This is a genomic window from Paenibacillus sp. fava2, from assembly GCF_058313675.1.
On record NZ_CM177755.1, the window covers coordinates 2,129,918 to 2,152,472 of the forward strand.

The 22,555-nt window shown below is 54.1% G+C and carries 17 protein-coding genes; 10 read left to right on the top strand and 7 right to left on the bottom strand.

Going from position 1 to position 22,555, the window contains the following annotated elements:
* The first annotated feature begins 49 nt into the window (after nt 1-49).
* On the top strand, nt 50-379 hold the full coding sequence (locus AC4G46_RS08875) for a hypothetical protein (protein WP_491127608.1): 330 nt from the start codon (nt 50-52) through the stop codon (nt 377-379).
* Between the two features lie 103 nt (nt 380-482).
* Here AC4G46_RS08875 and AC4G46_RS08880 read toward each other — a convergent pair whose 3' ends face one another.
* The 4 genes from AC4G46_RS08880 to AC4G46_RS08895 all read right to left on the bottom strand — a co-directional run bounded on the left by AC4G46_RS08880 (nt 483) and on the right by AC4G46_RS08895 (nt 4,843).
* The gene (locus AC4G46_RS08880; RefSeq protein WP_491127609.1) at nt 483-905 is read right to left on the bottom strand and encodes a VOC family protein; all 423 of its coding nucleotides are present in this window, start codon (nt 903-905) and stop codon (nt 483-485) included.
* A gap of 584 nt (nt 906-1,489) precedes the next feature.
* Complete coding sequence (locus AC4G46_RS08885; protein ID WP_491127610.1) at nt 1,490-2,662, bottom strand: glycoside hydrolase family 130 protein; 1,173 nt, start codon at nt 2,660-2,662, stop codon at nt 1,490-1,492.
* Nucleotides 2,662-3,876 (bottom strand): AGE family epimerase/isomerase, encoded by a 1,215-nt coding sequence (locus AC4G46_RS08890; RefSeq protein WP_491127611.1) that lies wholly within the window; start codon nt 3,874-3,876, stop codon nt 2,662-2,664. The genes AC4G46_RS08885 and AC4G46_RS08890 overlap by 1 nt, the downstream gene beginning before the upstream one ends.
* Nucleotides 3,877-3,886: 10 nt before the next feature.
* Complete coding sequence (locus tag AC4G46_RS08895) at nt 3,887-4,843, bottom strand: glycoside hydrolase family 113 (protein WP_491127612.1); 957 nt, start codon at nt 4,841-4,843, stop codon at nt 3,887-3,889.
* Nucleotides 4,844-5,144: 301 nt separating this feature from the next.
* Here AC4G46_RS08895 and AC4G46_RS08900 point away from each other — a divergent pair, with 301 nt between their 5' ends.
* Nucleotides 5,145-7,208: a methyl-accepting chemotaxis protein gene (locus AC4G46_RS08900; RefSeq protein WP_491127613.1), complete on the top strand. Its 2,064-nt coding sequence runs from the start codon at nt 5,145-5,147 to the stop codon at nt 7,206-7,208.
* Between the two features lie 149 nt (nt 7,209-7,357).
* Nucleotides 7,358-9,142 carry a peptidoglycan D,D-transpeptidase FtsI family protein gene (locus AC4G46_RS08905; protein ID WP_491127614.1) on the top strand — a complete coding sequence of 595 codons (1,785 nt, stop codon included), beginning with the start codon at nt 7,358-7,360 and terminating at the stop codon, nt 9,140-9,142.
* Here the strand turns inward: AC4G46_RS08905 and AC4G46_RS08910 are convergent.
* A complete protein-coding gene (locus AC4G46_RS08910) occupies nt 9,103-10,299 on the bottom strand; it encodes an AI-2E family transporter (protein WP_491127615.1) in 1,197 nt (398 codons plus the stop codon). The genes AC4G46_RS08905 and AC4G46_RS08910 overlap by 40 nt on opposite strands.
* 260 nt (nt 10,300-10,559) lie before the next feature.
* Here AC4G46_RS08910 and AC4G46_RS08915 point away from each other — a divergent pair, with 260 nt between their 5' ends.
* Complete coding sequence (locus AC4G46_RS08915) at nt 10,560-11,939, top strand: polysaccharide deacetylase family protein (protein ID WP_491127616.1); 1,380 nt, start codon at nt 10,560-10,562, stop codon at nt 11,937-11,939.
* 452 nt (nt 11,940-12,391) lie between these two features.
* Here the strand turns inward: AC4G46_RS08915 and ilvD are convergent, their stop codons facing one another.
* On the bottom strand, nt 12,392-14,077 hold the full coding sequence (gene ilvD / locus AC4G46_RS08920) for a dihydroxy-acid dehydratase (RefSeq protein ID WP_491127617.1): 1,686 nt from the start codon (nt 14,075-14,077) through the stop codon (nt 12,392-12,394).
* 603 nt (nt 14,078-14,680) lie between these two features.
* Between ilvD and AC4G46_RS08925 the strand changes: the two genes are divergently transcribed.
* Together AC4G46_RS08925 and AC4G46_RS08930 are read left to right on the top strand one after the other, a co-directional pair.
* Nucleotides 14,681-16,465 (top strand): glycoside hydrolase family 2 protein, encoded by a 1,785-nt coding sequence (locus AC4G46_RS08925; protein ID WP_491127618.1) that lies wholly within the window; start codon nt 14,681-14,683, stop codon nt 16,463-16,465.
* Between the two features lie 82 nt (nt 16,466-16,547).
* Nucleotides 16,548-17,483, top strand: a complete 936-nt coding sequence (locus AC4G46_RS08930; protein WP_491128830.1) for an ArsR/SmtB family transcription factor — start codon at nt 16,548-16,550, stop codon at nt 17,481-17,483.
* Nucleotides 17,484-17,579: 96 nt separating this feature from the next.
* Here AC4G46_RS08930 and AC4G46_RS08935 read toward each other — a convergent pair whose 3' ends face one another.
* Nucleotides 17,580-18,620, bottom strand: coding sequence for an acyltransferase family protein (locus AC4G46_RS08935; protein ID WP_491127619.1), 1,041 nt, complete (start codon nt 18,618-18,620; stop codon nt 17,580-17,582).
* Between the two features lie 199 nt (nt 18,621-18,819).
* On the opposite strand from AC4G46_RS08935, the gene AC4G46_RS08940 reads away from it, so the two are divergent.
* From AC4G46_RS08940 to mgrA, 4 genes are all read left to right on the top strand, one after another.
* The gene (locus tag AC4G46_RS08940; protein WP_491127620.1) at nt 18,820-19,560 is read left to right on the top strand and encodes an alpha/beta hydrolase; all 741 of its coding nucleotides are present in this window, start codon (nt 18,820-18,822) and stop codon (nt 19,558-19,560) included.
* Nucleotides 19,561-19,589: 29 nt separating this feature from the next.
* Nucleotides 19,590-20,354 (top strand): HAD family hydrolase, encoded by a 765-nt coding sequence (locus AC4G46_RS08945; RefSeq protein WP_491127621.1) that lies wholly within the window; start codon nt 19,590-19,592, stop codon nt 20,352-20,354.
* A 32-nt stretch (nt 20,355-20,386) separates the two neighbouring features.
* Entirely contained in the window at nt 20,387-21,124 is a 738-nt protein-coding gene (locus tag AC4G46_RS08950; protein WP_491127622.1) for an NAD-dependent protein deacylase, read from the top strand.
* Nucleotides 21,125-21,218: 94 nt separating this feature from the next.
* The gene (gene mgrA, locus AC4G46_RS08955) at nt 21,219-22,223 is read left to right on the top strand and encodes an L-glyceraldehyde 3-phosphate reductase (protein ID WP_491127623.1); all 1,005 of its coding nucleotides are present in this window, start codon (nt 21,219-21,221) and stop codon (nt 22,221-22,223) included.
* The last annotated feature ends 332 nt before the right edge of the window (nt 22,224-22,555 follow it).

Below are 22,555 nucleotides of genomic sequence, written 5' to 3' on the forward strand. Positions count from 1 at the left end.
GCCAAGTACGGTGTCCACTAATAAAAAACGAAACTGGAGTGAACGACTCATGAGTTATGATGTACATATTACCCGGGCGGAACGCTGGACGGAAAGCGGCAGTAATCCGATTTCACTGGAGGAGGCGAAAGCCTATTTTGCCGGTCAGGAGGACTTTGAGTATAGCAGCGGTCTTTCGGTGCAAGGTCCGTTTGGGACGCTGGCAATTGGCGGAGACTTTTTTAACTGGCTGGCGGAAGAGGACGAACAAATCCCCTTTAAACATACAGATGGACGGATTACAGTAGCGGGTGCGGATGATTTTGTAGTTGAGAAAATGATCGAGGTTGCTGCCGGATTAGGGGCTAAAGTGCAGGGAGATGAGGGGGAGGTTTATTAGTTTCGGCAAAAGTAAGGTATGCCGCCGGGCAGCTGCCGCTTGATCTGCAGACGCAGCCTGCCCGGCGGCAGCCGTTCAGTCCTTTTCCCGGACAAGGCTATACTTACTCTGGCATCTCCCAGGCCGGATTCCAGGCAACCTCCCATAAATGGCCGTCTGGGTCCTGAAAATAGCCCGCATACCCGCCATAAAAGGTGTCATGGGCAGGTACGGTAATAGCTGCTCCCGCCTGCCGCACCTTTTCCATAAGCTGATCTACTTCTTCACGGCTGCCTACATTGTGGGCCAGTGAAAATTCGGTCGGACTGGCTGGTGTCTGCGGAAGCCGGCTGTCGTGGGCCAGATCCCTGCGCTTCCAGATGGCCAGCCTGAGGCCGCCCTCCAGCTCAAAAAAAGCAACTGCACCGTGCTCGAACTCCGTTCCGATAATGCCCTCAGTCGGCAGCCCCAGCCCTTCCCGGTAAAACTTCAGTGACCGCTCCAGATCGTCCACTCCCAGTGTAATAACTGAAATCCGCGGTTTCATTTCTTGATTCTCCTCCCTTGTGGCGCAAAAAAGCTATGCTCTCATTGTACCCGGTTAGTAAAACAGGAAAACATCCCGGGGTTCTTTCTCTTTTTGCTTTTACTCTCACTGCTGGTAATTGAGGAGATCAAGGACCTGCCGGGTGCTGAAGCAGGACGCTGGTTTAAACTCGCAGCATTGTGTAAGGGAATGGGGAGGACAGCTGCTTTTCTATGACTAAATGGATTTTCGGCACTTAATTCTCCATATAATCCCGGAATCAGCCTCCTAGTTGTAAAAACGTCACTTAATTGCACTGGATTTATGGATGACGAGCCTTTCCAGCCGAAATAAGTAGCAAAAATCCAACTAAAGAACGAAAATACAGATATATACAAAAAATAGATGACAAAAATCCAACTAGATGTACGAGCCTTTCAAGGCTTCGCGGCAGCCCAGCCAGAGCATTACGGCGCCGGCATTAGGGGGTTGGGCGGTCCGGTATGGGGCGGCTTTTGGGATACGTTGGTCATAACAAAAGGCGGGTGCCGGCAGGAACAATTAAGTTCTCCCGGCACCCGCCTCTTTGCTGTAGAGCGGATTAGTTATAGCTGCAAATTACGGTCGATCATTGCGATGCGCTGCTGAACGCAGGCGTAGGAGCGCAGCGGATCTTCAGGTGTGTTCATCACATAGTCGAGCATTTGGTCGACTGTGGTGGTTGCGACATGCACGCGGGTGTCGGAGGAGGCGTAGTAGATATAGATTTCCCCGTTGTCACGGGCGATTACACCATTGCAGAACACTACGTTGGAGACATCCCCGACACGTTCTTCCCCGTCCGGTGCGATGAAGTGGCCTCCCGGAGCATGGGTGACCTTGTTCGGCTCATTCAGGTCGGACAGGAAGACATAGAGCACATAGCGCAGGCCGGCAGCAGTATTGCGCACGCCGTGGGCGATATGAAGCCAGCCGCGCGGGGTTTTGATTGGAGCCGGGCCCTGGCCGTTCTTCACTTCCTTAACCGTATGATAATAACGCTGGTCGATGATTGTCTCGCTACCAATTACCGCATTCTCGATGGTTTCAGACAGGCCCCAGCCGATGCCGCCGCCGGAACCGGCATCAATGAAGCCGTCCTGCGGACGGGTGTAGAAGGCATACTTGCCGTCTACAAACTCCGGATGCAGCACGACATTGCGCTGCTGCGCAGAGCCGGTTTTGAGGTCGGCAAGACGCTCCCAGCTCTTAAGGTCTCTGGTGCGCGCGATCCCGCACTGTGCTACAGCGCTGGACAGGTCGCCATGAGGGGCATCCGGGTCCTTACGCTCGGTGCAGAACAGGCCATAGATCCAGCCGTCCTCATGCTTGGTAAGGCGCATGTCATAGACGTTGATGTCAGGCTCTTCCGTCTCAGGCAGGACGACCGGATGATCCCAAAACCGGAAGCCGTCCACTCCGCTGTCACTCTCGGCGACGGCGAAAAACGACTTGCGGTCGTTGCCTTCAACACGGGCGATAATGTAGAATTTACCATCCAGCTCGATTGCCCCGGGATTAAACACGCCGTTTACACCGATCCGTTCGGCGAAGTAGGGGTTGGTCTCAGGACTAAAATCATAACGCCAGATCAGCGGAGCGTGCTCTGCAGTCAGCAGCGGATAGCGGTAGCGGTCGTAAATCCCGTTGCCGAATGGCAGCTTTTCGTTGGTACGGGTGATCAGCGCCTCATAGCGCTGTGTCAGCTGTGCTTTGCGTTCTTCGAATAGTGCTGTCATTAATGAGTCTCCTTTACAGCAGCCTGCAGCCTTCCGATCATCTCGAAGCAGGCTCTGCCGTTATGATAAGGGCATTTCCAGGCACTGACCTTCGGTGCATGGGCCAGCGGCTGCAGATGCTCATCTACCGCCCAGTACCATTCACCATGCTCATGATCAACAATGTAACGGTCGATGAACGTCCACACTGCCGCAGAGGCATCCAGGAAACGGCTATCCTGTGTAAGCTGATAAGCATTATAGAAGCCTACCATCGCTTCCGCCTGCGGCCACCAGTCTTTTTCTTCGTTCAACAGGCCGTTCTTGTCAGCCTCGTTCCAGATGCCGCCGTCCTTGTCAATGCCTTCGGCCAGCACAGCTTCAGCCATAGTTACGGCAACCTTGCGCACACGCTCCAGCAGCGCTTCATCCCCCAGCACCTCTGCCGCTTCCACCAGCAGCCAGCTGCCTTCAATATCGTGGCCGTAGGACGTAATATCCGATTTGACATGCCACTCTTCATCCATGAACAAGTGGAAGTGCTGGTCCTGATCATCAATAATGTGGACAAGCATTGTGTCGATCAGCTCAGCCAGCTTCACCCGCAGCTCCTCTGACTTCCACACCCGGTAGAGGCCGGTATAGCCTTCAAGGACATGGAGGTGGGTATTCATTGATTTCTTCTCATTCATATCCTTGTCACTGAGCGACAGTTCATCTGTAACCTCCCATTCGCGGGAGAGGGCTTCGATATATCCTTTATAAACAGAATCATAGCTGTACTTCTCCAAAACCCGGAATATCTCTACAGCGTGATTCAGTGCTTCCTCATTACCGGTGGAGTGATGGAATTCAGCCAAAGCATAGATGGCAAAAGACTGGCCATATACCTGCTTCTTGGACTGGGAAGGGGCACCCGAAGCGTCCACCATCCAGTACAGCCCGCCGTATTCCTTATCCAGAAAATGCTCCAGCAGGTAACGGTAGGCCCGTTCGGCCATACTCAGGTACTCAGGCGCCCCATAGGTCCGGTAAGCTGTCGCAAAGGTCCAGAGAATTCGCGCATTAAGCACCAGGCTCTTCTCGGCTCCGGGAATCACCTTCATTTGATTGTCAATCTCCCCGATGAACCCGCCGTGCTCCTCATCCAGCGTATGCTTCATCCAGAAGCCAAGGATATTGTTTTGCAGCTCATTCTCAAGTGCGCCCAGCCACGTTTCAGTTGTTATTGTCATGTTGTAACGTTCACTCCTCACTATTTATTTTGGATGTAAAATATTCCTTGATAACCGGTGCAGCCGCCTTGCCGTACATGCAGTAATCATCATTGGCTGCTGCCTCCTCCAGCGGGTAAAGCTCAGCCGGCCAGTCCCAGAGCATGAAGCCCTGCACCCAGCTGCGGCCCCCGCTTGCACCGAACATTGCCCGGTAGAAGCGGAGCTGCTCCTTCTGATCCGGTCCGCCCGGCAGTGACCAGTCATTGGGAATCGCTGCGCTTCCGCTGCGGCTCGGACAGCCGGCTTCCATAAAGAAGAAGGGCTTGCCGTACGCTTTTACCACCGCTTCAATTCTGTCCAGCTGTGCTTCCCAGTCTGTGTCAGGATAATAACCGCTGGAGGAGATTACATCGAGCGCATCCCACCAGGTCACATTGTCCTCCTGATACTTGTCGCAATTGTAGGTCAGTACACCGGTGTATACCTTGCGGACTTCCGCAATCAGTGTGCGCCATTCGGCTTCACGCCGGTCCGTCTGCACCATTTCACAGCCGATACAGAACATTTCACAGCCGGTTTCCTCGGCAATCGCAGCATAATGCAGGATAAAGGCCGTATAAGAGCGGAACCAGTCTGACCACTTAGGCTCACAGGGAACATCCTTGTCAAAGAAATTGATATGAGCCCGCCATGTCCCGTCAGCGCAGTTGACAATCGGTTTCAGACAGACCTTTAAGCCAAGTGACTTGGCCTTACGGATTGCCCATAGCACTTCATCATCAGTAACCGTCGGCGCCTCCTGGTAAGGGATAGCTGTGGACTGGGCAGTAGCCTGAAAAGCGCTGAAGGCGATTGCCGTCCAGTTGGCTCCCGTAACCGATTTCATAAGTTCCATTGAGACCCCGGCAGCCTCTGTTGCCCACGTTCCCCGTTTACCCATGAAACCCCAGGTAACGCCTCCGACATATTCATTCAGCCGTGACATTTGCAACCCCCACTTTGCTAATTTTATGATAATAAAAAGATAACATTGTATATTTTGTTATTATTATTTAGCGAAAATTTAATAACAAAACGATAATTTAAGAATACAATTTAGTTATAACCCTTTTCGGAGGTGATTTCAAGAGGGGAAACTGATGAAACAGGGTGGGGATTCCGATCATTTCAAGAATCTTCGACACCATTCGCCTGATAGAACAAAATCACAGCAACTGTAAGCTTAATCGTTTATGATTAAATGCGGTTATGTGCAAAAGATAATAAAGATTCGGCGGTGGTTTTTTGTGAGTAAATCAAGAGCAGGCAGCAGTGGATTCGCCCGGCTGCTTCCATCCAGATCGCTGGGAACGCGGTTATTCCTGGTGTTTTTCATCACCACTATGGGAATAGTGCTGTCACTTGGCTATACCTCGTACTCCGTAGCTAAACATACGATTGAAACTAATGCTCTGGCAGCTAACGAACAGACCGTTCAGCAGACGGCTGAGAAGCTGGATGTTATTCTGCTGCGTTTTGAGGACAGGCTGGGTGAGCTGTTTTACAATGAGACGATTGTGCAGGCTGTCCAGTCTGGAACGGCGTCATCCGACAATGGGACGCGGAAGGCAGCGGTTGCAAGGATTCAGGCAGTTCTGGACCAGTGGCTCAATGCTGCCGGTAATATGCAGGCTGTATATCTTGTTCCGCTGGATGAGAGCCTGCCGGTTCTGGCTTCCGGAGCGGCTGATAACACATTTATTGAAGGAATACGGGGTAATGACTGGTTCAGCCAGCTGCAAAAGCAGCCCCAGAGTGTATGGATTACACAGGCTGTGAAGCAGGGGGAGAATGCGGGTGTCTTTCATTTTGCCAAATCCGTTAGCCTTAACTCCGGAAACGCAGGCTATATTGCAGTCTGTGATATCAAGACCGCCGATATTGAGAACCAGCTAAGCAAGGTCAGCCTGGGTGCGGATTCCTACATCCAGCTGCTGACAAGCAAAGATGAGCTCATTGCCACCTCACAGCATCAGGAGGCGGATTCTTATCTGCGCCTGGGCGGAACACTGTTTAATGGCCTCAGCCAGGCATCAGGCTCGCTGCCGACCGAGGATGAGCAGGGCAAGTCCATTCTGGCGGTGTACGGCACACTGGCAAGCTCTGGATGGAGGGTTCTGGGCGTAGTGCCGGCGGACAATCTGACCAGGGAAGCCGGACGTATCCTGAATACCACATACATTGCTGTCGCAGCCGCCGGCGTTATTGCAGTTTTAATCGGCTTCTGGATGATGCGGATGGTCTCGGGACCGCTGAACCGGTTGAAAACACTGATGTTCGCGGGAGCGGAGGGAGATCTCAGGGTTCGTACCCAAGTAACGTCACGGGACGAAATCGGCCAGCTCTCCGGCTCTTTTAATATGATGATGGAGCGGATTAATGAGCTCGTAGTACATACGAATGAAACCGCCCGTGAAGTGCTTGAGACGGCAGACGCTCTGGGTGAGGCGTCACGCAAGACGGCGATGGCGGCCCGGGATATCGCTTCCGCAACGGAGGAGATTGCCGGCGGAGCCGGCAGCCTGGCGCTTGAAGCCGACCAGGGCAATGAAATGACGGAGCGGATATCCGGCCAGACAGCTCTGGTTATCTCTGCAGCACAGGAAATGAGCAGCACGGCACACAGTGTCGGGCAATCGAGCCGGGAGGGAGTTGCCAGACTGCAGGAACTCCTGGATAGAACCGGGAGCACCGGCAGAATGACTGGTACCCTGGTGGAGAAGGTGAACGAGCTGCAGGAGACGGCATCCTCGGTCATCAAGGTGCTGGATGTCATGCAGAATATCACGCAGCAGACGAATATTCTGTCGCTGAATGCCACTATCGAAGCAGCGCGTGCAGGCGAGGCGGGCAGCGGCTTCATGGTGGTGGCCGATGAAATCCGCCAGCTTGCCGACCAGTCCAAGCGCTCTATTGCCCTGGTCGCGGAAACTACGGACACGATTATTAAGGATATCAATGAGACGGTGAACGCCTTGTCTCAAGTAGCCCCGCTCTTTACGGAGCAGATGGCCTCAGTCCGGGATACAAGTGAAATTTTCGTATCGGTACAGGAGCGGATGAACCAGTTCATAGCGAGCCTTGATTCCGTGTCGGATTCCATCGCCGGGTTAAGTCAGTCTCAAAGAGGGCTGTCAGAGACGATCGGGAATGTCAGCTCGTTTGCCGAGGAATCCTCTGCAGCCTCCGAGGAGGTTGCCTCACTCAGCGGCGAACAGCAGAATGTGAGTGATTATCTGGTCGAGCTTTCAGGTAAGCTGGAGAAGGCTTCTCTCCGGCTCAGGGAGCGGCTGTCCAGGTTCAGCGTATAGAATGACTATTATCAGCCGTACTGTCCCCCCGGATAGTACGGCTTTTTGATTTCGCTGATGCAGGGTATGTAATTTATCAGGAAGGTGGGCATAATAGGTGCAGAAGTCCTGGCCGGCTAAGGTACAGGCGGCAAGCGGGAGGAATGACCTTGCATAAACACAGCAATAAGCGTATTGTCTGGAGCCTGCTCATTTTGTCGGCTCTTGTTGGAGTTCTGATAATCAGACTTGCCTGGGTGCAGCTTGTGCTGAAGGACAGGAACGTACCCGGTGCCGCATATACAATGGCCCAAATGGCTGAAATTCAAAGTGAGCGGGAGACGGTACTCGACAGCGGAAGAGGGCGGCTCTATGACCGCAGCGGCAAGCCGCTTGCCGGCGAGACGGTGTGGACGGCGGCTTTTTTTCCGCAGGAGGAACGGGCTGAAGACGCAGATGGACATAAGCTGCAGCAGCTTGCCACTGTACTGGGAGTGACGTACGGCGAGCTGGAGAGCCGGATCAGCGGCCTGAAGGAGCCGCTGATCTGGCCCTCGGCCGGCAGCCGGAAGCCCTTGGCGCTGAGCCCGGATCAGGCAGAGCAGGTAGAGCAGCTTGAGCTCAGCTACGTTCGCGCGCTGCCGTTTGCCCGCAGATATGACGGAGCTGCATCCGGACGTCAGTGGCTGGGGTATCTGTCTGAGCTGCCGCCTGCGGCTGCGAAGCAGTCCCCGACCGGACTGCGGGTTCCCCTGGCCGGAACGGACGGGCTTGAGAAGACGCTGGAGCCGCTGCTGCAGGGAGTCGGACATACGGAAGTGTATGCGCAGGTGGATGCCCGCGGCAACCGGCTTCCCGGCAGCGTACTGAAAGTCAGAACACCGGGGAATCCGTATTATCCGCTCTCTGTATATACCACTATTGATAAAGAGCTGCAGGAAGGGATAGAAAAGCTGGCTGTGGAGGCCGGGATGAAGGAAGGGGCGGTAGTTGTACTGGACTCCAGGTCAGGGGACATTGAAGCTATGGTTTCGCTGCCTCTATATGACCCGGATCATATCTCGCCCGAAGGCGGCGAATGGAACAACCGGGCACTGCAGGCGGCTATCCCCGGCTCGGTCTTCAAGATTGTTACGGCCGCCGCAGCCCTCGAAGCCGGCTTGACCTCGCCGGAGGAGCGCTTCTTCTGCTCCGGCGAATTCGGCAGGTATCACCTGTCCTGCCCGCACGGCAAAAAACACGGCTCCCTCACGCTGGCGCAAGGGTTCGCCGTGTCCTGTAATACCGTATTCGCTACGCTGGCCGAGCGGCTCAGCGGCGCTCAGCTCCAGGCCGCAGCGCTTGCACTCGGCCTGGGCAGAGACATCGGCTGGCAGGCTGCGGACACGCTGGGCCAGCCGGTGCTCCGGCCGCTGGCTGGCGAGCAGCCGGGCCGGATCTTCAGCACCCTGGTTCCGGACGACGCCGGGGCCAGGGTGCAGACCGCCATTGGCCAGCGGGATGTAACCATGACGCCGCTGCAGGCGGCGAATCTGGTTGTCACGCTGCTGCATGGCGGGGAAGTGCGGGCGCCGCGCATTCTGCAGCGCGTCGCCTTCCGGAACGGGCAGACGCTGCAGGAGCTGCCCGCCCATCTGGCGCCGGCCGCCGCAGGCGCCATCTCCCGTGAGACCGCGCAGGCGCTGCTGTCATGGATGCGCCTGGTCGTTACGGAGGGAACCGGCAAACGGCTGCGCAGTACGCAGTGGCCGGTCGCCGGCAAATCCGGAACGGCACAGACAATGGTGAAAGGTGTGCCGCGCAACAACCAGTGGTTTATCGGCTACGGGCCGGCAGACCATCCCCGGTATGCCGTCTCCGTTGCTGTGGAGAACGTGGACCCCGACAGTGAACATACCGCTACCCGGCTGTTCGGTCAGATTTTTGATTTGCTGTCGGCATCTTCCGGAGCCTGAGGCTCAGCGGCGGAATCACCGGACACGGTGCCGCCGGCAGTGGACGGGCCGGATGCGGCGAACGGGGATACAATGAACTCTTCCTGCGGGAGATAGATCCAGCGCTGCAGATAGCCCTGCTGGATCAGCTCCTTGATCAGTATGAGCAGAATCGGTGACAGGATCAGTCCGGCGACACCGAAGGCCGACATAGAGAAGATTACAAAGGACAGCATCAGGAAAGCGGAGGAGACGCCGATGGAATTACCGGTAATCTTGGGTTCCAGCAGCTGCCTTACAATCAGTACAACGGCAAGCAGCACAATCAGTCCAATAGCTAGAGAAGTGTTGCCGACAATGAACAGGTAGATGATCCAGGGAATCAGGATGGTGGATACACCCAGCAGCGGCAGCACGTCGAATACGGCACAGATCAGCGCCATTGTCAGCACATTGCCGGTACCGAGAATGAGCAGGCCGGCCAGTACAATAACGAAGGTGATGCCGATCAGGATCAGCTGTGCCTTGAGATAAGAGCCAATGGCCTTAAACACATTCCCCTGGACAAAAGCGTAAGCAGTTTTGAACGTCTTGGGCATTTTATCATGGGCGATTTTGCGCCAGTCCTTGATCTCCATGCTGAGGAAAAAGGCCAGAATAATCGCAATACCGAAATTCCCCATAAAGGAAGAGAAGGAACCAAGCGCTCCGATCATATATTTTAGAAAAACAACCAGCCAGTCAGACAGGACATTGGTGGCATCTGTGAAATAGCCGTTAATTTTGTCGGTCAGATCGGCCGGGAGGGCATCAATCTGCTGCTGTAGATATGTAGTGGCTTCGGCAAAATGCAGCTGGATGATTGCGGTGTACCGCGGCAGGCTATCCTGGAATTGCAGTGCCTGGGTAGCGATTAGCAAGCCGGCGCCAAACAGGATGCCAAGCAGAATGACCAGAAACAGCAGCACCGAGATGGCTGAGGCAAAGGGCTTGCCCATGCCTTTGCGGTTAAGGAAGCGGGCCAGCGGCTCAATCAGCAGGAAAACAAAAAATGACAGAAATACAGGCGCGGCGAGCTGGTACAGCTTGCTGAACGCGAGCATAACGAGATACACCGTCAGCACGACCAGCCCGATGTCAAAGAACGTTCGCCAATATTTTTTGTACAGCGGCAGCATAGATTAACACGACTCCTTTTCCATTACATGAATTTAGCTGATTTTACGTTGCTCCATGACATTGGTTTCTTTTTAGAGAAAATGACAAATTTATCTTCCATTCATTGTACACGATTTTAATAAAAATGCGTCTTTTTCTTTATGACCTGTGTTAAAATAGGGGGTAACGTTTTTTTTCGGAACTGTCCGATAGGTCTCACCCTACTTGGCCGTACCCGTAAGACGAGCCAAAGTCAACTCTGGAAAAGCGGGGAATATACATGCAGACTTTGCTGCTCTGGTTATTTTACATTTCTACTTTCTATGCTTTCATTCCCGGAATGATCAGCAGAATATTCGGCTACCGCGTCTTCCGCAAAGGGATCGGGCGCAGTGAATTTGCCCTGACCTTTGATGACGGGCCGGACCCGCACTATACACCGCTGCTGCTGGATCTTTTGAAACGGTATGATGCCAAGGCAACCTTCTTTGTCGTCGGCTCACACGCCGAGCAGAATCCGGAGATTATAAAGCGTATCCATGATGAGGGTCATCTCATCGGCATTCATAATTATGTGCACAAAACAAACTGGCTGATGCGGCCTGCCACCGTCAAGCAGCAGATCAAGCGCACAGATGACATTATCTACAGTATTACAGGTGTACGCAGCACGTACTACCGGCCGCCGTGGGGCATTGTCAACCTGTTCGATTTCTCCAAGCGCCGCCAGGTGCAGATCGTATTATGGTCGGCAATGTTCGGCGACTGGAAAGAGAAGCTTGGTGCAGAACGCCTGACCGGCAAGCTGCTTAACAAGCTGGGTCCCGGTGAGGTGATGCTTCTGCATGATTGCGGAACGACCCTCGGTGCCGATCCGAAAGCGCCGGAGCATATGCTGGTTGCCCTCGAACGGATGCTGGATGAGGCCCGCCGCCGGGGGCTGCGCAGTATCCGGATCGACGAGATGATCCGGCAGGTGCAGACCTCCCCGGTCACACAGCTCTCCTTCGGCAAACGGCTGGTCGTCGGCCTGTGGCTGATCTGGGAGCAGTGCTTCCAGTTCCTGTTCCGGATCAAGACGATTGCACCCGCTGACCCGTTCCTGCATTACCGGCTGCGCAAGTATCAGGGGGAGCCTGTACTGATGGATAACGGCGAACGCCTGACCAAGGGCGACCCGATCATCGAGCTGCATATCGACAACAGGCAGCTGTTTGAGCTCGGCGTGCACTCCCGGTCCTCTGCACAGCTGGCCATCCGGATGATCCGCCGCATGGAGAAGGATCTGCCGGTGCTGGCAGAGCGGATTGCTGCAGATGTGGATCTGGCAGAGGCCAAGGCGCTGTACGGGGTGAGCATGCTCAACCGCGGGCCGGAGAAGTTCGGCTTTATGGTGCTGGATCTGCCGGACGGCTGGTTTGCCCGTTCGACCAAGTTTTATCTGAGCATTCTGCTAAGCGTCATTCATCCGGCAGGCGGTGCACGGCTTAAGGAACGCAGTGAGGTGCTTGTGCCGAAGATGATGCTGATGCCGGTATCGGAGCTGCTTGGCAAGATGAACCACCAGCGGCCGCAGAAGCAGGTAAAAGCACGTGAGCGGACAAGGGAAGAGGAGCTGGCCCTGGAGGCAGAGCTTCCGGGAGCGACGGTTGTACATTAAGCTGCTCAGCGGGTAGATTCATACATTTGTTTGCTTTATTAGCTTTAGGCAGTAACCAGGCCATTATTACCGTTATAACTTGTGCAGGACAGGGCAGGGGCTTTTGAAGCCCCTGTCTTTTTTGGTTATCTGCTACGGGCCTGCTGGCCGTTCTCTGATTTTCGTCTAATACTGAATTAGGATTGGCGGATTGCCTGCAGCTATTTCAGCCAGAATCGGCCCAAAGCGGCTTTATGCGGCCGTTTAGTTGCACAGAATACAGCTATACTGACCTTTCCGTTAAAAGCAGTCCTTATAACTGTACAAAGTGCAGTTAATCGTACGGAGGAAACGCTGTCTGCAAATGCGGTGTCATTCATTTCGTCCAAGGGAACCCGGACGCGCTTGCGGCAGAGGCCCGGACACAAAAAGGCCCCGGACGTCTCACGCGTCCGGGGCCTGAATATTAACAATTAAATCTTCAGCACGCCGCCTTTGCTTGCGTTGGTAACAAGCGCGGAATAGCGGGCCAGGTAGCCTTTCTTGACCTTAGGCTCAAAGCCCTTCCAGCCGGAGCGGCGGGTCGCCAGAGTTTCCTCATCAACCAGCAGCTCGATCTTGCGGTTGATCAGATCCAGCTCGATGATGTCGCCGTCTTCAACGAATGCGATGGGTCCGCCTTCAGCAGCTTCCGGCGAGATGTGCCCGATGCTGATCCCGCGGGATGCGCCGGAGAAACGTCCGTCGGTGATCAGGCCGACTTTGGCGCCGAGGCCCATGCCGACGATCTGGGAGGTAGGGGCAAGCATTTCCGGCATGCCCGGTCCGCCCTTCGGACCTTCATAACGGATAACTACGACATGGCCTTCTTTAACCTTGCCGTTAGCGATTCCTTCCAGTGCCGTTTCCTGGGAATCAAAGCAGATCGCCGGTCCTTTGTGGTAGCCGCCTACAGAAGCGTCAACTGCACCGACCTTGATGATCGAGCCTTCCGGTGCCAGGTTGCCGTAGAGTACAGCGAGACCGCCTACTTCGGAGTATGGATTGTCCAGCTTATGAATAACGCTGGTATCCAGAATTTCGTGGCCGCGGACATTCTCGGCAATGGTTTTGCCGGTAACGGTCATGCAGTCGCCGAAGAGAGCACCCGGCTTCTTGAGCAGCTCGTTCAGCACGGCGCTTACGCCGCCTGCACGGTCAACATCCTCGATGAAGATGTCGGAGGCAGGAGCCAGCTTGGCCAGATAAGGTACACGGTTAGCCACTTCGTTGATGCGCTCCAGCGGATAATCGATCTCGGCTTCCTGGGCCAGAGCCAGTGTGTGAAGCACTGTGTTTGTCGAGCCGCCCATCGCCATATCAAGAGCAAAGGCGTTATCCAGTGATTCCTTGGTTACGATATCACGCGGCTTCAGATCCAGCTTGATCAGCTCCATCAGCTGGGTAGCTGATTTGCGTACGAAATCTCTGCGTTCTTCGGCTACGGCAAGGATGGTGCCGTTACCCGGAAGGGCAAGACCCATTGCTTCAGCCAGACAGTTCATGGAGTTCGCAGTAAACATACCCGAACAGGAACCGCAGGTAGGACAGCCGAATTGTTCTAGCTCAAGCAGCTCGGCATCATTGATCTTGCCGACCTGGTGTGCGCCAACGCCTTCAAATACGGAAGTCAGGGAAAGCTTGTTGCCTTTGCTGTCTACGCCGGCTTTCATCGGTCCGCCGCTGACAAAGATGGTCGGGATGTTGACGCGCAGGGCGCCCATCATCATGCCGGGAGTAATTTTATCACAGTTGGGAATGCAGACCATACCATCGAACCAGTGCGCGGAAACAACGGTTTCCAGTGCATCAGCGATGATCTCACGGCTTGGCAGCGAATAGCGCATACCGATGTGGCCCATGGCGATTCCGTCGTCTACGCCGATCGTATTGAATTCAAAAGGAACGCCGCCAGCTTCGCGGATCGCTTCCTTGACGATTTTGCCGAATTCCTGCAGATGAACATGACCAGGTACAATATCAATGTAGGAGTTGCAGACCGCGATGAACGGTTTGCCGAAATCCTCCTCTTTAACTCCGGCTGCACGCAGGAGACTGCGGTGCGGAGCACGGTCGAAGCCTTTTTTAATCATGTCTGAACGCATTTTCTTGGCTGCCATATTAACATTCCCTCCCGAAATTTGTTGAACGGATATAGTGTCGCATTAACGCATTGCAATCCCGAAAGCTGCGTATCTGCGGTTTATAGAAATAACGGGGTCCAGCTTCATCTTGCAGAAGGAGGGCGGAGCCGTTTCTATAAAAAATAATGCCGTATTAACAGGGCCAAACTAACCTGCCTAAGCGGGCAGCGTGCCATTGTTATTAGTGAGTCTATCATAAAAGGCCTGTTTTTTCTACCGGACAATGTGAAGTTTGTCGGCTTGGGAGAATCAGGTTATTTTCCGGAGCTGCAGCTGTCTTTTATCAGGCTGTAAGCGGTCTGTGAGGATCGGACATTTTTGAAAATAACGAATAGAGCATGGATGTTATGAATTATTACAATAATATTGTAATGAATTGAAGTTTTGCAGTTATGGATTAAAAGATATAAGAATCCGATTGTTTTTGATGAATTGTTTTTGTAAGCGTTGACAACCTTTAGGAACGTCCTTATAATCTGTCTTGAATTACGTACATTATGTTTTAAACATTAGATCAAATAACATTTATTATGGAAAAATTGTAACAATATCATAAAAGGGCAGGAGTGAAAGCTCATTTTGTCGAAAGAAGCAGAAAGTACATGTATTCCCCGTCCGGAATATCCAAGACCCCAGTTTGTCCGCAAGGATTGGTTAAGCCTTAACGGAAAATGGGATTTCAGCTTTGATGATGAACGTGCAGGTGAGGCGGAACGCTGGTATCAGGAGGACGTGGACGCTTTTTCTTCCGGGACAATTCAGGTGCCGTTTGCGTTTCAGAGCAGGCTGAGCGGGATTGGTGACCCTTCTTTTCATGATGTGGTGTGGTACCGTAGAACGTTTGACATTCCTGCAGACTGGAGCGGCAGAAGGATTGTGCTGCATTTCGGAGCTGTTGATTATCTGGCCAAAGTTTGGGTGAATGGGCAGCTTGTAGCTATGCATGAAGGTGGACATACCCCTTTTCAGACTGATATTACGGCAGCGCTGGCTGAAGGCGGCAACAGAATCGTGGTACGGGCGGAGGATTTCAGCCGTGATGTCACCCTGCCAAGGGGGAAGCAGTATTGGCTGGAGAACTCTGCTTCCATCTTTTACACCCGTACAACCGGAATCTGGCAAAGTGTGTGGCTGGAGCCTGTATCAGAAGTCCATTTGGCTAAAACAGTGCTTACCCCTGATATTGACCGCAATGAAGTCCGGATTCACACGTTCCTTAAAGGGTATGAGGCGTCAGACAAGCTTAAACTGCGTATCAGGATCCGTTTTGAGCAGGAGCGGATTGCTGAGGATGAATATACAATCGGCGGGACTGAACACCAGCGGAGCGTCGGACTGGGCGACTTCACTGATCATGGGCTTGGGCGGCTGTGGAGTCCGGAGCATCCAAATTTATATGATATCCGGCTTCAGCTTGTCCGCGGTGAAATTGTTATAGATGAAGCGGATGCTTATTTCGGGATGCGCAAAATATCTGTTGAGGAAGGGCAGCTATGCCTGAACAACCGGCCGTATTATCAGCGGCTTGTGCTCGACCAGGGCTATTTTCCTGAAGGGATTCTGACCGCTCCCTCTGACGGTGATTTGCGGCGTGATGTCGAGCTGGCCAAGAGAATGGGCTTTAACGGTGTGCGCAAGCACCAGAAGACGGAAGATCCGCGTTTTCTGTACTGGTGCGACAAGCTCGGCCTGCTGGTATGGAGTGAGGCGGCGAATGCTTACGAATTCTCCGAAGCCTATGTCCGGCGGTTTACACAGGAATGGCTGGAAATTATGGAGCGTGATTATAACCATCCTTGCATTGTCACCTGGGTTCCGATTAATGAAAGCTGGGGAATTCCGAATGTGCAGATTGATAAGCGGCAGCAGCAGCACGGACTGGCCATGTATCATCTGACCAAATCCCTCGATGGGACAAGACCGGTGGTGTATAATGACGGCTGGGAGCATATGACGACAGACCTGACTACCATCCACGACTATGAGAGCCGGCGGGAGGTGCTGGAGCAGAGGTATGCCTCGGCAGAATCGGCCGTTAGTGCCATGCCGGCTAACCGCAGGATTTTTGTGGGAGGGGCTTCCTACCAGGGGCAGCCGCTGCTTGTCTCGGAGTTCGGGGGCATTGCCTTTAAAAAAAGCGAGCAGGAGGGCTGGGGCTACTCCGGAGCAGAGAACGAAGCGGATTTTCTGAGCCGGCTACAGGCGGTTGTCGGGCCCATGTTCACCTCACCGGTGATTCAGGGCTATTGCTATACCCAGCTGACGGATGTCGAGCAGGAAATCAATGGGCTGCTGACCTATGACAGAAAGCCGAAAGCGCCGCTGGCCGCTCTCCGGGCGATTATGATGAATGAACCGGTGTAGCTTGTTGTAGCATGTTAATGAAGCAGCTTGATGCTGGAGGGTGAGTGTACATATATTTTTATCAGAAAAAGAGGTGAGTCTTGTGCTGGAGCTCAGCTTTGAGGACCCGGACCGTCTGGTTGCGGTAACTCATGCTTTATCAACAAGTTCAAGGGTGGAAATGCTCCGGCTGCTTGCTGCAGAGGATCTGAATATCATTGAAATAGCCGCCAGGCTGAAGCTTCCCGTATCGACGGTAGCGAGCCATGTTAAAGTGCTGGAAGCAGCAGGACTGATCCGTACAGCAGTTGTTCCTGCATCCCGCGGGGCAATGAAGCTGTGCAGCAGCAATTACAGTAATATTCAGATTAACCTGAATACACACCGGGGGCTGGAGAATAGACAAACCTATGTGTATGAGGTGGACATGCCGGTTGGTCATTACAGCGATTGTGAGGTGGAGCCTACCTGCGGAATGGCCAGTGCAGAGGGGCTTATTGTAAAAGAGGATGAACCTGCGGGGTTCTATCACCCCAAGCATGTTAATGCCCAGATGATCTGGCTGCGCCGGGGATATCTTGAATATCTGCTGCCGGTAGATCTGCCGGACGAAGCTGAGATAGAGGCGCTTGAGCTGTCAATGGAGATGTGCTCTGAGGCTCCCAATTATGATCAGAACTGGCCGTCGGATATTTCCGTCATGATTAATGGTGTGGAAATCGGCTCGTGGACAAGTCCCGGTGATTTCGGCGACCGGCGCGGACGGCTGAACCCGCAGTGGTGGCCTGACGGGTCTACGCAATACGGTGCTCTAAAAACATGGCGTGTTGATCATGAACAGACTACGCTTGATCTGGAGCAGGTATCAGAGGTGGGTCTCGGAGAACTGAACATTAACGGCAGCCCCAAAATGCGGCTGCGGATCGGCATTCAGCCGGATGCCGTTCATCAGGGCGGGCTTAACCTGTTCGGCCGCGGATTTGGTGATTACGGACAAAATATCATAATGAAAATCAGTTATACTCTGCAGGCTGAGTAAACAGCCTCTAGACAAATAAACGCCCGGCTCCTGATGCGGATAACCGCTCAAGGGGCCGGGCGTTTATATAGAGGGCGGCGAAAGCCTGACCCCTGTTTATGGGGTGCGCCGGAGTGCTGCACGCTGCAGGGTAATCATCCAGTCAACCGGCGGTTCAACCAGCGGATGCAGCCACCGCTTGACTGCCGGCTGGGCCAGCAGCACGGTGCAGAGAACGGCTGCGAGCAGCAGCAGAACGGCTCCGGCAGTATTGCCGAGATAGCCGTAAATTCCGGAGACTGCCGCCAGCCGTACAATGAAGCCGTGCAGCAGGAAGACATACAGGGTGCGGCGGCCCCAGTCGGTCATCCGGCTGACACCGTAGGGCACGAGCCCGAGAAAAGCAAGGGATGCGGCAATCTGCACCGCGTACAGCGCCAGCCGGTATACCCCGGCATACCATTCGCCAGCGCCAAGCTGCATGTAGGTCATATTGCCGTACAGCCAGCCAAGCGGAAGCTCGGGACTTGCCGCGGCCAGGACGGCCAGTAACAGCAATGAGGCAGCGGCTGCGGCTGTTTTGATATATTTGCGGTACAGCCTGGTGAAGGCGCCGAAAGAGAAATGATAGCCGATTACGAAGTAAGGCAGATAGACAAAGGTGCGGCTGATGCTGAACCAGATCCCGTCAACCTGCAGATAGCCGACAGCCACGCCGGCCGTTACAGCAAAAGCAATTTGTGCAGGTGCGGACCATTTGCCCATGCCGAGCATCAGGAGACGCCAGCACGCATGGCTGGCCAGAAACCACAGGAGGAGATAGGGTGCGAATACGGAGTGATGAATGCCGTCTACCTGGAAAAGGGAAACATCGAGCGCTGAATACAGGGTCTGAAAAATCAGGTACTGCATGCCGATCTGCAGGAGTACCTTGCGGCCCGCGCCTCCGGTAAGGCTTTTTCTGGCAAAATACCCGGTTACCAGTACAAACAGCGGCATATGAAAGCTGAAAATCCACATATAAAGCCCGTGCAGGCCGCTCATTTTACTGATTAACGGCTCAATCGCATTACCGGCAAATACTGTGACGATAAGCATGAAGCGCAGGTTAAGAAAAAATGTTTCTCCGCGCGCCTCCAGCGTGTTCTCCCTCTCCATGGTTTAACCCCCAAAAGTTGCACAATGCAAAAGTTTTTAATTTAATTTTAAAATACATGTTTTTGGAGCTCATTATTGTGAATTCAATCACAATAGAAAGCGCTATCAGGGGCCGTATTTGTGGCGATATGTTGAAGGTTGTTTGATTTCTTTGATTCCTCTATAATTTTTTGTATGCAGTACTCGGGAGTGAATCTATATGAAGAAAATAATAAACAGACGCAGGGCTCTCCTGTCGCTTGCAGTCCTTCTGGTGGTTGCCGGACTGCTGATGTGGAATTACCTGACACCGTATGAGCCGGAGCAGAATGCAGAAACTGCAATGCTCTCCGCCGCAGGAGTGACAGTGGAACAGAATGACGGCTGGATCTCTTTTGAGCCGGCAGCGGCCAGCGGTACAGCCGTTATTTTTTATCCCGGCGCGCTGGTTGAAGCTGAGGCCTATGCGCCGCTCGCCAAAAGAATTGCTACTGCAGGACATCCGTTCTACATAGCCCAGATGCCGTTCAATCTGGCTGTCATTAAAGGGGATGCTGCGGAGGATATTATCAGCGCTCATCCGCAGCAGTCCTTCGTGATCGGCGGCCATTCCCTGGGCGGAGTTATGGCATCGCGTTACGCGGCAGAGCATGCGGATCAGCTCGAGGGCGTCTTTTATCTCGCGTCCTACCCGGATGAGAAGGGCAGCCTGAAGGATACAACGCTGTCTGTCCTGTCTGTGCTCGGAACGGCGGATACAGTGGTCAACAGGGAGAATTACAATGAAGGCCGCGCCTATCTGCCCGGCAATACCGTTTATTTCTCCATTGAGGGCGGAAATCACGCCCAGTTCGGAAGCTACGGCAAGCAGAAGGGCGACGGGGAAGCTTCCATTACAGAAGAGGAGCAGCAGACCCGCACAGCGCGGGCTATTCTGGATTGGCTGGGCAATCTGCGCTGATTATATAAACCTCAGAGAGGAGGCGGAGAATGCCGCAGCTGCATGTTAATAATCTGGCCGTACCCTGCCAGTGCATTTTGTTTGACAAGGACGGCACTCTGCTGGACCTGCTCGCCACCTGGGGAACCTGGGCGGAGCTGGTGCTGCAGGAGCTGGACAATCAGCTGGCACTCATAGGAGGCAGCCGCCTGCCCGATCTGTCCCGTGTACTCGGGACCCGGCACGATGCTGACGGCCGGCTGACCGGCTATGACCCGGCCGGGCCGCTGGCCATGGCGACAGCCGAAGAGAGCACCGGCATCCTGGCCTGGCAGCTGTACAGTGCCGGGGTGCCCTGGAACGAAGCTGTAACCCGCGTTAATGCTATTGCCAAAGAGGCGATGAACGGGCTGCGGGAACGGCGTGCTGCAGTGCCTCTTCCGGGCCTTCTGCCGTTCCTGCAGCAGTGCGCAGCTGCAAAACTGAAGCTCGGAGTTGTTACCTCAGACGGGGCGGGCACAACTGGTGAGCAGCTGGAATGGATGGGTATCGCAGGTTTTTTTCAGACAGTGGTAACAAGAGACCGGGTGCGGCTGGGTAAGCCGGCGCCCGAAATGGCCGAACTGGCCTGCCGTGAGCTGGAGGCTCTGCCGGAGCATACCGTCATTATCGGTGACAGCAACGCGGATATGCAGCTCGGCAAAGGAGCCGGCCTGCGGCTGTCCGTGGGAATCTCGCCGGAAGGTACCGCTGGCCATCTGCTGGATGCGGACGCCATTATTACCGGGTATCATCAGCTTCGCATTTCGGATTAAATTCGTTTTGGAGAAAGGTGCGTGTGCAGAGCATGGATCAAGTGCAGACACTGGTTTCCTGGATTAAGAACAGCGGAAATATCGTATTTTTCGGCGGAGCCGGAACTTCTACCGAAAGCGGGATTCCCGATTTCCGCTCTGCGGCCGGACTGTATCAGACTGAGCATAATTCCCCATATCCGCCTGAGGTCATGCTCAGCCGCCGGTTTTTTATGTCCTCCCCGGACATTTTTTTTGATTTTTACCGCAGCAAAATGCTTCATCCGGAGGCCGTTCCGAACGGCGCGCATCTTCTGCTTGCCGAGCTTGAAGGGCAGGGCAAGCTGAAGGCGGTCATTACGCAGAATATCGACGGCCTGCATCAGAAGGCGGGCAGCCGTGCCGTGTTCGAGCTGCACGGCTCGGTTCACCGCAACCACTGTATGGGCTGCGGCCGCTTTTATCCTCTGGAGGCCATAACAGGCTCTGCTGAGCGGGTTCCGCGCTGCGGAGATTGCGGCGGCATCATCAAGCCTGATGTGGTGCTGTATGAGGAAGAGCTTGATCATGATGTGCTGGTAGGGTCCGTTGCGGCAATTGCTGCGGCCGACCTGCTGATTATCGGCGGCACCTCGCTGACTGTACAGCCGGCAGCCAGCCTCGTCACCTATTTTCACGGCCGTCATACTGTCCTGCTGAACGGGGAGCCTACTCCTTATGACCACCGGGCTGATCTGATTATTACAGACCGGATCGGCGAGATTATGGGAAGGGTAATGACCCAATTGTGAAGCGCAATTCTGTGGGCGGCAGATTATAACGGCGGCGCCAAGTTTAAATTAGGGTAGTGAAGCAATCGAGGTTAGCGAGAGGCAGGGATCGGCAATGGTATATGTGGCTAGCGATGAACGGTATGAAATGATGAAGTACAACCGCTCGGGCAGATCCGGCCTGAGGCTCCCGGCAGTATCGCTGGGGCTGTGGCATAACTTTGGCGGAATCGACACCTATGAGAACGGCCGGGAAATGATTACCCGCTCGTTTGATCTTGGCATTACCCATTTTGACCTGGCGAACAATTACGGTCCGCCCCCCGGCTCGGCAGAGGAGCTGTTCGGCAAAGTGCTCAGCCGTGATCTTTCCGCTTACCGCGATGAAATGGTCATTTCCACCAAGGCGGGATATTATATGTGGCCGGGACCGTATGGTGACTGGGGCTCACGGAAATACATGCTCGCCAGTCTGGATCAGAGCCTGAAGCGGCTCGGGCTCGACTATGTTGATATTTTCTACTCCCACCGTCCGGACCCGGAGACGCCGCTTGAAGAAACAATGGGGGCGCTGGACTATGCCGTCCGCTCGGGCAAGGCGCTTTACATCGGATTATCCAACTATACGGCGGAGCAGACGCTGGAGGCGATCCGTATTCTGAAGGATATGGGTACGCCGCTGCTGATTCACCAGCCGCGCTATTCCATGCTGGACCGCTGGATTGAAGGCGGGCTGCAGCAGGTGCTTGAAGACAATGGAGTCGGCACGATTGCCTTCACTCCGCTGGCGCAGGGCCTGCTGACGAGTAAATATCTTAACGGCATTCCCGTGGATTCACGGGCAGCGGGACCGTCTGCTGCGCTGGATGAGAGCGGAATCACGCCCGAGGTACAGCGCAAGATCCGCGCCCTTAACCAGCTGGCTGTCACACGCGGCCAGAGCCTGGCACAGCTTGCACTCCAGTGGACCCTGCGGGAGGGCAAGGTGACCTCAGCGCTGATCGGGGCCAGCCGGATCAGCCAGATTGAGGAGGACATTGCCTGCCTGTCCCATCCGGCATTCTCGCAGGAGGAGCTGGACCGGATCGATACGATCCTGAAGACAGAGAGTGAGGGCTGAGGGCGGGTGGCAGTTGGTGGATGTCCGATGCCTGATACTTGAGACTTGACTGATGGCAGGTGTCTAATGCCTGATGCGTAATGCTCGTTTGATTCTGGTGAGAAGCCGGAGTCGGGGGCACTAGATGGATTTTTGACACTTAAATTTGATATTTTGGAGCTTTTCAGGTAATTAGGTGTAAAAAAGCATCTTAATTTGGCTATTAACCGCTTATAAGGGGTAAAGCGCATAATTAAGTGGCTTTTTTCCAACTAAACTCTAAAACCTAAGGGTGTTATAAGAATTAGTTGTCTTTTTGGACCTCCGTCAAGAAAGTGGACACAAGAAAAAAA

Coding starts and splice junctions, on each gene's coding strand:
- AC4G46_RS08875 (WP_491127608.1), top strand. CDS start 50: ATGAGTTATGATGTACATATTACCCGGGCGGAACGCTGGACGGAAAGC.
- AC4G46_RS08880 (WP_491127609.1), bottom strand. CDS start 905: ATGAAACCGCGGATTTCAGTTATTACACTGGGAGTGGACGATCTGGAG.
- AC4G46_RS08885 (WP_491127610.1), bottom strand. CDS start 2,662: ATGACAGCACTATTCGAAGAACGCAAAGCACAGCTGACACAGCGCTAT.
- AC4G46_RS08890 (WP_491127611.1), bottom strand. CDS start 3,876: ATGACAATAACAACTGAAACGTGGCTGGGCGCACTTGAGAATGAGCTG.
- AC4G46_RS08895 (WP_491127612.1), bottom strand. CDS start 4,843: ATGTCACGGCTGAATGAATATGTCGGAGGCGTTACCTGGGGTTTCATG.
- AC4G46_RS08910 (WP_491127615.1), bottom strand. CDS start 10,299: ATGCTGCCGCTGTACAAAAAATATTGGCGAACGTTCTTTGACATCGGG.
- AC4G46_RS08915 (WP_491127616.1), top strand. CDS start 10,560: ATGCAGACTTTGCTGCTCTGGTTATTTTACATTTCTACTTTCTATGCT.
- ilvD (WP_491127617.1), bottom strand. CDS start 14,077: ATGGCAGCCAAGAAAATGCGTTCAGACATGATTAAAAAAGGCTTCGAC.
- AC4G46_RS08935 (WP_491127619.1), bottom strand. CDS start 18,620: ATGGAGAGGGAGAACACGCTGGAGGCGCGCGGAGAAACATTTTTTCTT.
- AC4G46_RS08940 (WP_491127620.1), top strand. CDS start 18,820: ATGAAGAAAATAATAAACAGACGCAGGGCTCTCCTGTCGCTTGCAGTC.
- AC4G46_RS08945 (WP_491127621.1), top strand. CDS start 19,590: ATGCCGCAGCTGCATGTTAATAATCTGGCCGTACCCTGCCAGTGCATT.
- AC4G46_RS08950 (WP_491127622.1), top strand. CDS start 20,387: ATGGATCAAGTGCAGACACTGGTTTCCTGGATTAAGAACAGCGGAAAT.
- mgrA (WP_491127623.1), top strand. CDS start 21,219: ATGGTATATGTGGCTAGCGATGAACGGTATGAAATGATGAAGTACAAC.